Origin of the sequence: Maribacter sedimenticola (genome assembly GCF_900188415.1) — a bacterium.
Taxonomy (GTDB): domain Bacteria; phylum Bacteroidota; class Bacteroidia; order Flavobacteriales; family Flavobacteriaceae; genus Maribacter; species Maribacter sedimenticola.
In genome coordinates, this window is the sequence record NZ_FZNV01000004.1 from 109,367 (window position 1) to 123,958 (window position 14,592).

Sequence of the window (14,592 nt, forward strand, 5' to 3'; positions counted from 1 at the left end):
TGATTGATAATATGTTTTTCTTTTTAGTACCTATATAACGATATAGGAACATGGAAGATTAAATGTAGTTTAAACCAAATATTCAAACAAATCTGGTTTATCATTTATATAATCTCCATAAAAATTGTTAGTTTTCATGCGTTCTATTAAGGGCTTTAGGTCTTTGGGGTCCTTTAGCTCTATCCCAACGACCGCTGGTGCATTTTCCCTGCTTGATTTTTTTGAATATTCAAAATGTGTGATATCATCCGTAGGCCCTAAAATATCCACAACAAATTCCTTTAACGCTCCCGGTCGCTGTGGAAATCGGATGATAAAATAATGCTTTAGTTTACCATATAACAACGCCCGCTCCTTTATTTCAGCTGTCCTGGTGATATCGTTGTTACTGCCGCCAATGATACAAACTACGTTCTTACCCCTAATTTTGTCCTTATACTGATCCAATGCCGCAATAGACAAAGCACCGGCAGGCTCTACCACAATGGCATCTCTATTGTAAAGGTCTAAAATGGTCTGGCATACCATACCCTCATCAACAGTAATCATATCATCTAAATACCAATTGCAAATAGGATAGGTCAACTGGCCCACTTTTTTCACCGCGGCACCATCTATGAATTTATCTATATCTTCCAGCGCAATTATTTCTCCTGCCTCAATTGATGCTTTCATGGAAGGCGCTCCTTTTGGTTCAACGCCAATAATTTTGGTATTAGGTGAAAGTTCGCTAAAAACACTAATTAGCCCAGAAGCCAACCCGCCACCTCCAATACAAACAAACAGATAATCTATTGGTGCTTTGGATTGAGATATCAGTTCCAGACCAACCGTAGCCTGACCTTCAATAATTTTTGGATCATCAAAAGGATGTACGAATATTTTACCCGTTCGTGCTCCATATTTACTTGCTGCCAACGAGGCATCATCAAAAGTATCCCCTTCCAAAACAATCTCCACCCACTCACCACCAAATAATTTAGTTTGCTCAACTTTCTGTTTTGGTGTAACCGAAGGCATATATATAGTTCCCTGTATCTTTAAATGAAAACAGGCAAATGCCACCCCTTGTGCATGATTACCGGCACTTGCACAAATGACACCTTTAGCTCTGTCTTCATTTGATAATGCACTTATTTTATTGAACGCACCCCTAATTTTATAAGAGCGTACCCGTTGTAGATCCTCACGTTTTAACCTAATTTGACACCCATATTGCTTTGACAGCCTAATACTTTCGGTTAAAGGTGTTTCTTCAGCTATCTCTGCGATTACCTTGGCTGCAAGCCTAACATCGTCCAATTTAGGCAGATAGGATGGTTGCGCTGATTTCATAAAACAATTAAATAATTTATTTGAACATTTATCTGTGGGCACGAACTAAATTGTCCGCTCAGGAACACTTCCTTAAAGTTAACAAAACTACTTAAGATCGTAACTCTTGGAATGTACCTAACCGGACAATCTAAATTTTAGTATTCCTATACCAACCCTAAACAATAGGCTTCATGGCAGTCATTGATTCACGTAAACGTGCACCTACAATTTCAACAGGATGCTCACGTAAAGCCTTGTTTACGGCAATTAGTTGTGCATTATCCACATCATTGTCCATACCCTCTGAGAAATTTTTACCGATTACGTTGGTTTCTATGCCTTTCATAAAATCGGTCAATAAAGGTTTACAGGCATGATCAAAAAGATAACAACCATATTCTGCAGTATCAGAAATTACACGGTTCATTTCAAACAATTTCTTACGTGCAATAGTATTGGCGATCAATGGGGTCTCATGCAAGGATTCGTAGTAGGCAGATTCGGCAATTATACCGGATTCTGTCATTGCCTCGAAAGCCAACTCTACACCTGCCCTGACCATGGCCACCATAAGGACACCATTATCATAAAATTCCTGCTCGGTAATTTCTTGATCACCTGCAGGTGTTTTTTCAAAAGCTGTTTCTCCAGTGGCAGCTCTCCAAGTCAATAAATTTTTATCATCATTGGCCCAATCCTCCATCATGGTTTTGGAATAATGACCGGTCATGATATCGTCCATATGTTTTTGAAATAAAGGTCGCATTATATCCTTTAGTTCCTCTGACAACTCAAAAGCCTTAATTTTGGCCGGGTTGGTAAGACGGTCCATCATATTGGTGATACCTCCATATTTCATACCTTCCGTGATAGTCTCCCATCCGTATTGTATCAATTTAGAAGCATAACCTGGGTCTATACCTTTTTCGATCATTTTATCAAAACATAAAATTGAACCGGTCTGTAACAATCCACAAAGTATGGTTTGTTCTCCCATTAAATCTGATTTCACCTCGGCAACAAAAGAGGACATTAATACGCCGGCCCTATCACCGCCCGTACCCACTGCATATGCTTTGGCTTGCTCCAAACCTTTTCCTTGAGGATCGTTATTAGGATGAACAGCAATTAATGTAGGAACCCCAAAACCTCTTTTATATTCTTCGCGCACCTCAGAACCCGGACATTTTGGTGCCACCATAATTACTGTTATGTCCTCACGTATCTGCATTCCTTCCTCTACGATATTAAAACCGTGAGAATATGATAATGTGGCTCCTTTTTTCATCAATGGCATAACCGCACCAACAACAGCTGTGTGCTGCTTGTCCGGAGTAAGATTGATCACTACGTCCGCACTAGGAATCAATTCTTCATAAGTCCCAACGGTAAAACCGTTTTCAGTAGCATTGACATAGGATTGTCTTTTTTCCTTAATTGCAGCATCTCTAAGCGTATAGGAAATATCAAGTCCGGAGTCTCTCATGTTCAAGCCCTGGTTCAATCCTTGAGCACCGCAACCTACGATTACAATTTTTTTGCCTTTTAAAGCATTTACACCATCTGCAAACTCAGACGAATCCATGAAGCGGCATTTTCCAAGTTGCGTTAATTTATCCCTTAATGATAGCGTATTAAAATAATTGGCCATTTTGTATTTACTTTATTTGATTATTGATAAAATTCTATTAATTAAAATTCTTTTAGAATGGTAGAAATTTTCATTTCATCCTTGGTAACGGATATTCTGCCTGAACGTACAAACTGCATTATTCCATAAGGTTTTAGCTGATCGTGCATTTCATCGATTTCATTTCTTCTTCCGCTTTTGGCGATAACAAAAAAATCTCTTGACACCGTTACTATTTGGGCATTGTTATCCTTAATTATATTCTGTATTTGACGTTCATCGAACAAAAGACCAGAAGCAATTTTGAACAAGGCGGACTCTTGGTAAATAGTTTCATCATCTGTATGATAATATGCCTTAATTACCTCAATTTGTTTCTCTATCTGCCCTACGATGTTATGTACCCATTTTTCTGTAGTATGCGCTACGATCGTAAACTTGGAGACATCGTCTATCTCAGATTTGGAGACGTTTAAACTTTCTATATTAATATGTCTCTTTAAGAATATTCCTGATATCCTGTTCAGTAATCCAACATTGTTTTCTGAATATACCGATATCGTAAACCATTTATTTTCCATAAGCTTTCATTACCTACTCCTTTTAAAAAAGGATTTTATGGTATCGTTATTATTATATATTATTTTTTTACAGCCATAATCAAGCCTGTAGACCAATTCATTTTTGTCAATTGTATATCTTTTCTTTGTTCTAGATATGCAATAAGTGCTGTTACATTGTCTGAATGACCTTCTGGCCAATTAGGTTGTTCCATCATATCATCTATGATATAAAAACCACCAACGTTCAGCATTTGTAGGACCTCATTGATTTCACTGTATTTACCCGGCCATGCATCAGCGAAAATCAAATCGAACCGATCTTCTTGATGTTCCTTTATCCAAATTGCGGCATCCTTACATACAAGCTGTACCCTTTTGTCCTTCCCAAAATATTGGGTGGCTATGGAAATCAACTCTTGATCATTATCTATTGACAATAAAGTAGCATTAGCGTCCATACCGTCTATCATCCATGAAAGACTTAGACCAATACCTGTACCGATTTCCAAGAATCTACCTCCAGGTTTTGAAGATATCAAGGTCTTAAGAAAACTACCCACAAAAAGGTCTGACGGCATCGTAAAACCAATTTCCTTAGATTTTTGCTGTATCTCTTCGTGCAATTTTGGAATATCCTGTATGTTGGTATCGATCATGGTTAGGTTTATTACCTATTATTTTAACCTAACCTCAGATACCGAAGCACCGGAAGGTATCATTGGAAAAACATTATCCTCTTGTTCTACCTTCACTTCCAAAAAGTAAGGTTTGTCAGAAGCTATCATTTCCTGAATGGTCGATTTTAAATCCTTACGTTCAGAGATTCGTTTGGCCTCAATACTATAACCTTCCGCTATTTTTACAAAATCTGGATTTACCATTACGGTAGACGCATATCTTCGATCAAAAAACAATTCTTGCCATTGACGAACCATGCCCAAATGCTCATTGTTCAAAACAACGATCTTGACCGGTAAATTATGCTGAAAGATCACCCCAAGTTCTTGAATAGTCATTTGGTAACCTCCATCACCTATAATTGCGACCACTTCCCTGTCCATTGCACCCATTTTTGCCCCTATGGCTGCGGGCAATGCAAAGCCCATAGTACCCAATCCGCCAGAAGTAATATTACTTTTGGATTGTGAAAATTTGGCATATCTGCATGCAATCATTTGGTGCTGACCAACGTCTGATACTATGACGGCCTTATTATTGGAAGCCAGGTTTATTTCTTCGATTACCTCTCCCATGGTCAGTCCTTCCTTCGTTGGGTGGATATCGTTCTTAATAATAGTATCGAACTCTATTTTATATTTCTCCTTGAACTCGTTATGCCAAGCATCATGCTTGTTTTCGTTCAACAAAGGTAGAAGCAATCCTAAGGTTTCTTTTGAATTTCCTAAAACCGCTACATCTGCATGAACATTTTTATTGACTTCTGCGGGATCAATTTCAAAATGTATGACCTTGGCCTGTTTTGCATAATCCTCTAGCCTACCCGTTACACGATCGTCAAAACGCATACCTATGGCGATCAATACATCACATTCATTGGTCAATAGATTAGGGCCATAATTGCCGTGCATACCAACCATACCCACATTTAAAGGATGTGCGGTATCTAACGCAGATGCCCCCATGATGGTCCATGCAGCAGGAATACCCGATTTTTCGACCAATTTTTTCAATTCATCTTCCGCCTGTCCCAAAATAATGCCCTGTCCCCAAACAATAAAAGGTTTCTTGGCACCATTTATCAATTCTGCAGCAGCCTCAATTGCCTTTGCACTTGGTTTTGGAACCGGTTTATAACTTCTTACACCGGTACATTTTTCATAGGAGAAATCCAATTCATCTATTTGTGCATTTTTAGTAATATCTACCAATACCGGACCTGGCCTACCAGATTTTGCCAAATAGAACGCCTTTGCCATAACTTCAGGAATTTCAGAAGCCTCGGTAATCTGATAGTTCCATTTAGTAACCGGTGTGGAAATACCGATAATATCCGTTTCCTGAAAGGCATCTGTTCCCAGTAAGTGTCTGGTAACCTGACCTGTAATGCAGACCATTGGAGTAGAATCTATTTGCGCATCTGCAAGACCCGTGACCAAATTAGTTGCACCAGGACCAGAAGTAGCAATAGCCACACCAACTTTACCCGAAACACGTGCATACCCTTGGGCCGCATGTGTAGCGCCCTGTTCATGTCTGGTAAGAATGTGTGTAAGTTTATCCTGAAATTTATATAGTTCATCATAGACGGGCATAATTGCACCACCGGGGTAACCATACATTGTATCGACACCTTCGGCCAATAAACAATGAATTAATGCCTCTGCCCCAGAAATCTTGATAGTTTTCTTGGCAGTTGTACCTTTCTTCTTCTCTTTTACTGTTTCCATAATTAATGATCAAATTCAAGCATTGCATTACTGATTACCCTGCCCGACATTATATTGCATCTAGTACTTAATTAAAAGTATACTACTTTTAATTGTTTAAAATTCATCTGTAACACAACCTTGCGAGGCCGATGATACCATGCGGGCATATTTATATAAACTACCCCTTTTCACTTTCAATTCCGGTTGTTTCCAATTCTTTCTTCTCTCTGCCAATTGCGCATCGGTAAGGTTCACGGATATTTCATTCTTTTCCGCATCTATGGTAATGATATCACCATTTTCCAAAAGACCAATTGTTCCTCCATCTTGGGCTTCAGGCGCAACGTGGCCAACCACAAAACCATGGGTACCACCAGAGAAACGACCATCTGTAATCAAGGCTACATCCTTACCCAGTCCGGCACCCATTATGGCCGCCGTTGGTTTTAACATTTCTGGCATTCCAGGTCCACCTTTTGGCCCTTCATACCGGATAACCACAACATCTCCTTTCTTGACTTCGCCCCTACCTATACCTGCATTTGCCAAAAACTCGTCATTATATACCTTTGCCGGTCCAGAGAAGTACAGGCCTTCCTTTCCGGTAATTTTGGCAACGGCACCTTCCGTGGCAAGGTTTCCGTAAAGAATACGCAAATGCCCAGTAGGTTTAATAGGGTTGTTCAACGGTTTAATTACTTGCTGATGCTCCAATAATCCAGGTAGCTCTGTCAAATTCTCCGCAATGGTCTTACCAGTAACGGTCAAGCAATCTCCATGCAGCATACCGTTTTCTAACATAAATTTCATTACCGCAGGTACCCCGCCCACACGGTGTACATCTTCCATTAAAAATTTACCGCTAGGCTTTAAATCTGCCAAAAACGGGGTGGTGTCACTTATTTTCTGAAAATCATCAAGCGTAAATTCTACATCTGCGGCTTTGGCTATGGCCAAAAAGTGGAGAACGGCATTGGTAGACCCCCCTAAAAGCGTTAGCAAACGCACTGCATTTTCAAGGGATTTACGGGTAATGATATCACTTGGTTTAATATCCTTTTCCAACAAGGTCCTCAAGGCCTTACCTGATTGTATGGCATCATTCTGTTTTGCTTTTCCTATTGCCGGATTAGAAGAGTTATAGGGCATGGCCATACCTAAGGCCTCAATAGCGGATGCCATGGTATTTGCCGTATACATACCACCACAGGCACCTGCTCCGGGACATGCGTTCTGGATAACTCCCTTGTAATCCTCTTCGTTCATGGTACCAGCAACTTTTTCTCCCCAAGCTTCAAAAGCGGAAACGACATCTAACTTTTTATCCTTAAAACAACCAGAAGCTATAGTACCACCATATACCAAAACAGATGGTCTATTTAAACGGATCATGGCCATTAAGGCTCCCGGCATATTTTTATCACAACCTACAACGGTAACCAAACCATCATAGTTCATGGCCTGTACTACCGTTTCCATAGAATCAGCAATTATATCCCTAGAAGGTAATGAATAACGCATTCCGTAAGTACCCATGGATATACCGTCACTAACACCAATAGTATTAAAAACAAGACCTACCAACCCACTATCATTTACACCGGTCTTTACTTCCTGTGCCAAATCATTTAGGTGCATATTACAGGGGTTTCCTTCATAACCAGTACTCCCTATACCTATTAACGGCTTTTTTAAATCATCTTCCGTTAGACCTATGGCGTATAGCATTGCTTGTGCCGCTGGTTGTGTTGGATCTTGGGTTACATTCTTACTGTGCTTGTTCAATTCCATAATGTAATTCTCGTATGCTTATCTTATTAGGTTCAGCTAGTATACCAAAGATAAAAGTTTATAAAAGTTTATAATTTTAACAATATTGGACAATATAAATTCATTTCATTTAATTATCACTTAACTAATTGTAATTCAATTAATTAAATAGGTAATTTATACCATATTCAATACTTCAAATCAACTAACAATTCCTATGGATTCTATAAAAAAACCTGTATCAAATTTATCTGATACAGGTTTTTTCCAATAATGAAAAGCTATATCATTCCTACTTTAAGGAATGACACGGACCACATTATGAAAGATATTAATTGATAGCATACTACAATACTACATAATTTTATGATAGGATAAAAATCAATATTGGTTTGTATTATAACACTATACCGGATTCTCGTTAAATAACAATTGAAGATATAAAGACTACTACCAAATAATAGTTTGATTGATTACACCAGTTTAAAATTTATGGGATTACCCACCCTTTTCTGTGCTAAAATACAGATGGCCTTATCCGTTAATTGCAATACCCTAGGATAGCCCCCAGTGGTTTGTCCATCCTTCATCAAGATAATCAACTTTCCTGCGGGAGTTAATTGTACCGTTCCAGGAAGTGTTGCGGAAGTGAGCATGGATAGGTTATGGGGAGTTATTGTTTCATGTACCTGATAGGCCATTCTGTTGTTTTCTTGTGCAACGGTAAATGTTTTTGAAAAAAGTTCCTCTAATTGCCTATCCGTTAAAAGGTCAAATTCCGGTCCTTTACAAACATGAAGGATGGTATCGTCCAGGAAGGAGGCTACTTTAAGCTCGGAAATTTTAGGTTGAAACAATTGTTGGTATTCATAGGCAACAACATCGCCATCCTTAAATCTATTGCTTTCTGTAATAGGTTTATAGTAAGATCGACTTCCCAATATTTTCTTAGCCGTAAAACCACCCTTGACCCCTAGGTAACATCTAAAACCTTTGACCAATTTGCCAAATGAAACAATATCACCGGCTTCTATTTGATAAACCTTATAATTCTGTATGGGCAAGTTGTTCAATGTCGCTAACATTTTTGCTCCTCCCAGCACTATATACGTTTCTTCCTCAAATACCAACGTTGGACCCGTCATGGTAATTTCCAAGACTGCCGCAGTACGTTCGTTTTCCAATAAGGAATTTACCTTGAAAACGGACATTTCGTCCATAACTCCGGAAACGGGCACGCCTTTATTTCTATAAAAGAACCTACCTTCATCTTGGACCGTAGTATAAAATCCCGCTTTTAAAACTTTAAGCATTCAATTGTATTTTTTCCGGTTGATAAATTCCTACTTCGGCCTCAATCTTATGAAGCTTATAGGCCGCTCTTGAAATTTCAAAAAATTCTATTTTATCACCTACATTGACAAAACACGGATTTTCCTTGGATGCATCAAAAATTGGGACGGGACAATTTCCTATAATATTCCATCCTCCTGGAGATTCCTGGGGATATATCCCTGCCTGCTTACCTGCAATACCCACTGCACCTTTTTCTACTTTTGCCCTGGGTGACACTTTTCTGTTGACCTCTAACTTTTCATTTAGTCCTCCTAAATACATAAATCCGGGTAAAAACCCAATACCAAAAACGGTATATTGGGCACCGGTATGCATTGCTATAATATCTGCTATGGAGATATTCAATTTTGCACCTACTTCTTGTAGGTCCAAACCAAATTCTTGATCATAGCATACCGGCAAACGCCAAAGAAATTTGCTTGTTTTGTCCTTATGACCCAATTGAGTATAATAATTTTCCAATTCCAAGGTCAACTTGTTATGATCAATTTCATGCTTTCTATTGACCAACATCAATGAATTATAGGACGGTACCATTTCCCAATCAGGATCGGCAAAACCATTAGATTGCAATATGACCTGATATTGTAATATAATTTCTAGGATTTGTTCATTGACGGTATGTGGCCATTCTATTAAAATAGCATGTACACCAAACGGTTTAATTTTGATTTTAGGGGAATTCACGGTTTGAGTTGTAAATTAAATTCTGGTAATTTAGATGTAATATACGTTAAAATATCAGACGCGGCTGGGGTATCTCCATGAAAACAATAGGTATCCGCATGAATGGGGACATTCATGTTTTCTATAGTTTTTACATGATTTTCTTTTACCATTAATAGTAAATGTTCCCATACATCCTTAGCATTGGTAATTAAGGCATTCTCTTCCTTTCTTGACACCAAACTTAAATCTGTATGATAATTTCTATCCGCAAAGGCTTCCCGTTTAATGTTCCAATGAGCGGAAATGGCCAATTCCGCTATTAAACTGCCATAAGGAACATATAAATACGTATTCTCCCTATATGGTTCAACAGCGTTCAAGAATACCAATGCCAAATTCCTGTTATTGGCAATATCATTATATAATGCACCATGAGGTTTAATATGATGCAATGGCATATCTAGCTTATTACAGATGTTCGTAAATACATTTAATTGCTCCCTAATTTGGCGTATTAAGTTGGTATGTGATATCGTCATGGATACCCTGCCAAAATTTTCCCTATCCGGATATGAAGGATGGGCACCAATAGCTACCTCATGAATTTTTGCCAATTCTAAACAAATTGCTATACTTTCCGCAGAACCTGCGTGACCACCACATGCTATATTACATGAACTGATCAAGGGAAACAATTTTTCCTCATTGCCTACCCCTTCTCCAACATCACAATTTATATCTATGCTTTTCCCCATGTATTACAACAGACCTATAACGCTTAATATACTTTTAACCCCTAAAATTATGGACAATATGATGATAAAGATTCCAATACAATTTTGTACCAGATTATTTTTATAGCTACCCATTACCCCAGCCCTATTGACAACCCAAAGTAAGAAAACTGCTATTATAGGCAACAACAATCCATTGGTTATTTGGGCAAACTTAATTACCTGTATGGGTTTAATTCCAAACGACAAAAAGAATACACCAAGAATTAAGATGATCATCCAAACCAATCTAAATCTGGTGTCGTTTAATTTCGCCTTCCATCCAAAGCAACTATTTGCAACATATGCTGCCGCCAATGGCGCTGTGATTGCAGATGTAATTCCGGCCGCAAATAGACCAATACCCATAAAATAAAGTGCCGCAGAACCGTACAACGGTTCCAAGGCCTTGGCCATATCCATAACACTGTTGACTTCTGTAGTGGTTATGGCAGTAGCAGAAATCATGATACTAATGGACACCAAGCCACCAAGAAAAATAGAAATCAGCGTATCTCGCTTGGCAAGATTCAAATCGCTTTTCAACTTCCACTTTTCACTTACCAATGCAGCATGTAAAAAAAGGTTATAGGGTACTACGGTTGTTCCTACCAGTGCTATGATAGTGAGAATTCCCTTTTCCGGAATTGATGGTATAAACAAACCTTTTAACAATTGTGCAATATTGGGACCTGTGAGTAGCGCAGTTGCCAAGAAAGACAAACTCATGATCAATACCAAGAAGATAAATACCTTTTCCAAGGTCTTATAACTCCCAAAATACAATAGAATAAAAGCGAGGCCACCTAAAATATAAGGATACCAATTACTGTATGACATACCAAACAGTGCTTGCATACCTAACGTAGCACCACCGATATTTCCTGCTTCATATGAGGCATTGCCAATAATAATTGCGCATAGAATTAAACCTATGACACTATTACGAACCCAAGTCGTATGCAGTTCTTGCTTAATAACATCTGCCAAACCTTTTTGGGTAACAATACCCAGCCTGGCCGACATTTCCTGTAAGACATAAGTTGCAAATATGGATAACACCATGGCCCACAACAAACTAAATCCAAAGTCTACACCCGCCAAGGTACATGCGGTAACGGTACCGGGACCAATGAAAGCGGCCGCAACAAGAACACCAGGTCCTAATTTCTTAAACATATGAATAATTATGGGTTGTGTAAATATAATTTTAAAAATATAAAATCGCTCACCTCTTTCAATTTCTATTTCACCACAATTTTAACATTTTAAAATGCAGTTAATCTAAAAATTTGCAGTTCGTCTAAAAGTTGGGAGTCATTCATCGAAACAATATACTATTCTTAAAATATCACGGTTATACATATCCCAAAACTTAAAACTTAACCTATTAATGACTTGTTTAGAATGTAAGAAAGAACTTGGTTATATAGATCATAAAAATGCAATGGATACTGTGGGTGTTGAACTATGCTCAAAACACTACAAGCGTATAGAACTATTAATCAAACAACATGATACCCCACTAGAGGCCGTACAATTGTATTACGCCTTAAAAGAGGCAGGAGTAAATTCTATGTTAGAATGGTGGGACGGTAAAAAATCTATAGATATCGCCATATCACGTGTAAAGTTAAATATAGAAATAGATTCCAAATATGATAAGCTTACGGAACATGAAGCGATCAATAATTTAGAAGAGGCCATGCATTCTTTTAGAAATGGTTTTACGACCATAAGGATTCCGCATATTGTAGTAAGATATTATTTAAACGAAACCGTAAACAATATTATAGGAATCATGGAAGGCCTAAAGGCCAATATCAAGGTAATCAACTAATACAACGACCATGGAGAATTCCAAAAAAGTATATAAAAACCAGATAAGGGCAGCATTGGCAACCTTACTAATAGGTTTTCTAATGCGGGTATTGCATTGGCCCTATGCAGCAGGAATTATCTTTACATCTTTTGCCGCTATACTAATCTTGTATGCGGTAAGGTTTTACAAAAAGGAGGAAAAAAAACCTGTAGACCTGATAAAAATGGCTATGGTCCTGTTTTGGACCACCAATGGACTCCTAACGATCTTAAAATTTCCATATACCCTAATATTCCAAATTGGCACTGCCTTGACCTTTATAGCCTGGTTTGCCATGGAAGGCACGTCTTATTTTATGGACAAAAACCGAAGCATTAAAAACAGCCTTGCAGAAATCATTTGGAATTTTGTAATGGTAGTAGGTGTTCTGACCATTATCTTGGGCGGACTTATGCACTTATTAAGCTGGGATTATAGTATACCTACATTAACGGTTGGCCTTACCATTGTTACCAGTTATATCCTAAAAGATATATTTACATCTTCCAAACCACATAAGGAAGATGACATCAATAACGAAGGTTTATATTTTTAATAAAACGTTAGCCCAACCATCCTTCCCTATCTAAACTTCTGCTCTGGATGGTATTTAATTTATAACTCAATATTTTTATTCAAATATTTTAATTTATTACAAACGAATCAGAGAGGTTTATTTTATTTATAAGTTTATCTATTGATTCGTGATTATATTTAAATTTTTGAAAGAATGCTTGAACACTTAAAATTATGTTTTTATTTAAACTTTGGTATTTATTTAGACTAACATTTAACTTTGGTTCGCCTGTATCTTCCATGTAAGATAATATTCCCAGTGTATCCTTGTTTGTTTTTAAGAAATTATCATACAAACACAACATATTCGACATTAGATAGGATTGATATCTATTACCACTTCTAGAACTGCCTAATGGTATTATTTCCTCAATTTTAACTACTAATTGCTGTAGTGATAGAGAACCTCTTGATAGATTTTGATAAAACACTATGTGGTTTATTTTACAATGAATTAAAAACAGCAAGCTAACAGGAAATATATTCTCATGTTGTTCAAATGTATTTAGTACAATAGCTGTATGACCATAGATTTTTTCTATTTGCCTTAATATTACATGATTATTTGAAAAAATTATTTTTGAAATGGCTTTAAAAGTATCTTCCTCCCCTTTAAAATCATTATTATTCTTACGAACAGGTAGGTTGAAAAAATGACTAAATCCGAAATATTTAAATAAATAATCACAGAATGCATTTTTATCAGGTTCAGGAATTGAATATTCTACATCTATGAATCTTCTTAAATATTCTTCAGAATTTATACTTTCGCTACCATAAAAACCTTTAACAGCATTTTCCAACTGTTCTTTATCAATTGATAATACAAACACAATACCCTTTACACTGAACAAATGTTTTATTTGTTCCAAAACTTCAACTGAATAATTAGGTCTACATCTATCCAATTCATCAATTATAAATATGACAGGCTTATTAGAATCAATAGTAGCTACATATTGTTCTAGAATATTTCTAAATTCTGTTATGCCTTTTTTTTTGTTATTATATTCTTTTAAACTATCCTCAAGCTCTTTTACAGAATATTTACCAATACCATTTAACAAATCGGCTGTAGATTCTCCTAACCTTTTTTCTACAGTATGTTTAATTATTTCTGGAACGGCTTGCTTTATAAGTGGAAGTGCCTTTGAAAGTACAGTTTTAAATAACTCTTCTCCTTTTCCTACTATTTCCTTTAATTCTGCTAAAAGTGCGATTATAACATCTTCTTGAAAATCATTTTCCCAAGCATTAAAATATAGAGTAGTGAAATTTTCGTTCATCAATTGTTGTTGCCACATTTTGACAAATGTAGTCTTACCACTTCCCCATCGATTGTTAATAGCTAAAACAAAACCATCATTATAAGTACCAACTATTGAAGTTAGTATTTTTGCATATTTATCTCGACCAAGCTTACAATTAAGAAATGGTTTAGAATCTTTTCCCTGCGGGATATAAAGCTCTTCATGTCTAATTACCATAACAAAAATATAGTATAATTAATTTTAAACTCTTACTTGTAATTATATTAATATAGATTAACTTGTTCATGATAAAATATAAAAACTAGATTTTTACTTAAAAGCAAATAATTATATTTAGTATCGCTAATACCTCTTAATAATAAATGATCTTAAAATAAAAGTGCTCAAGTTCATAAATTTATTATTCAAAAAAATAG

Annotated in this window: 13 protein-coding genes; 2 read left to right on the forward strand and 11 right to left on the reverse strand. The window is 36.8% G+C overall.

The features are described from left to right. Positions 1–69: 69 nt before the first annotated feature. The 10 genes from ilvA to CHB68_RS13070 all read right to left on the reverse strand — a co-directional run bounded on the left by ilvA (position 70) and on the right by CHB68_RS13070 (position 11,647). The gene (ilvA, locus tag CHB68_RS13025) at positions 70–1,335 is read right to left on the reverse strand and encodes a threonine ammonia-lyase (protein ID WP_089261355.1); all 1,266 of its coding nucleotides are present in this window, start codon (positions 1,333–1,335) and stop codon (positions 70–72) included. Positions 1,336–1,492: 157 nt separating this feature from the next. Next, entirely contained in the window at positions 1,493–2,968 is a 1,476-nt protein-coding gene (gene ilvC / locus CHB68_RS13030; RefSeq protein ID WP_089261356.1) for a ketol-acid reductoisomerase, read from the reverse strand. 41 nt (positions 2,969–3,009) lie between these two features. Beyond that, positions 3,010–3,528, reverse strand: coding sequence for an acetolactate synthase small subunit (ilvN, locus tag CHB68_RS13035; RefSeq protein ID WP_089261357.1), 519 nt, complete (start codon positions 3,526–3,528; stop codon positions 3,010–3,012). A gap of 59 nt (positions 3,529–3,587) precedes the next feature. Continuing rightward, the gene (locus tag CHB68_RS13040; RefSeq protein ID WP_089261358.1) at positions 3,588–4,166 is read right to left on the reverse strand and encodes an O-methyltransferase; all 579 of its coding nucleotides are present in this window, start codon (positions 4,164–4,166) and stop codon (positions 3,588–3,590) included. 18 nt (positions 4,167–4,184) lie between these two features. Then, positions 4,185–5,918, reverse strand: a complete 1,734-nt coding sequence (ilvB, locus tag CHB68_RS13045; RefSeq protein WP_089261359.1) for a biosynthetic-type acetolactate synthase large subunit — start codon at positions 5,916–5,918, stop codon at positions 4,185–4,187. 96 nt (positions 5,919–6,014) lie between these two features. Continuing rightward, a complete protein-coding gene (gene ilvD, locus CHB68_RS13050; RefSeq protein WP_089261360.1) occupies positions 6,015–7,691 on the reverse strand; it encodes a dihydroxy-acid dehydratase in 1,677 nt (558 codons plus the stop codon). Positions 7,692–8,143: 452 nt separating this feature from the next. After that, positions 8,144–8,983, reverse strand: a complete 840-nt coding sequence (locus CHB68_RS13055) for a 5-oxoprolinase subunit C family protein (protein WP_089261361.1) — start codon at positions 8,981–8,983, stop codon at positions 8,144–8,146. Further along, a complete protein-coding gene (gene pxpB, locus CHB68_RS13060) occupies positions 8,976–9,713 on the reverse strand; it encodes a 5-oxoprolinase subunit PxpB (protein ID WP_089261362.1) in 738 nt (245 codons plus the stop codon). The genes CHB68_RS13055 and pxpB overlap by 8 nt, the downstream gene beginning before the upstream one ends. After that, positions 9,710–10,450: a LamB/YcsF family protein gene (locus CHB68_RS13065; protein WP_089261363.1), complete on the reverse strand. Its 741-nt coding sequence runs from the start codon at positions 10,448–10,450 to the stop codon at positions 9,710–9,712. The genes pxpB and CHB68_RS13065 overlap by 4 nt, the downstream gene beginning before the upstream one ends. Positions 10,451–10,453: 3 nt before the next feature. Continuing rightward, positions 10,454–11,647, reverse strand: coding sequence for an Nramp family divalent metal transporter (locus CHB68_RS13070; protein ID WP_179213202.1), 1,194 nt, complete (start codon positions 11,645–11,647; stop codon positions 10,454–10,456). A gap of 214 nt (positions 11,648–11,861) precedes the next feature. Between CHB68_RS13070 and CHB68_RS13075 the strand changes: the two genes are divergently transcribed. Then, complete coding sequence (locus tag CHB68_RS13075) at positions 11,862–12,308, forward strand: hypothetical protein (protein WP_089261365.1); 447 nt, start codon at positions 11,862–11,864, stop codon at positions 12,306–12,308. A gap of 10 nt (positions 12,309–12,318) precedes the next feature. Next, on the forward strand, positions 12,319–12,885 hold the full coding sequence (locus CHB68_RS13080) for a hypothetical protein (protein ID WP_089261366.1): 567 nt from the start codon (positions 12,319–12,321) through the stop codon (positions 12,883–12,885). Between the two features lie 88 nt (positions 12,886–12,973). Here CHB68_RS13080 and CHB68_RS13085 read toward each other — a convergent pair whose 3' ends face one another. After that, complete coding sequence (locus CHB68_RS13085) at positions 12,974–14,392, reverse strand: KAP family P-loop NTPase fold protein (protein WP_089261367.1); 1,419 nt, start codon at positions 14,390–14,392, stop codon at positions 12,974–12,976. Between the last annotated feature and the right edge of the window lie 200 nt (positions 14,393–14,592).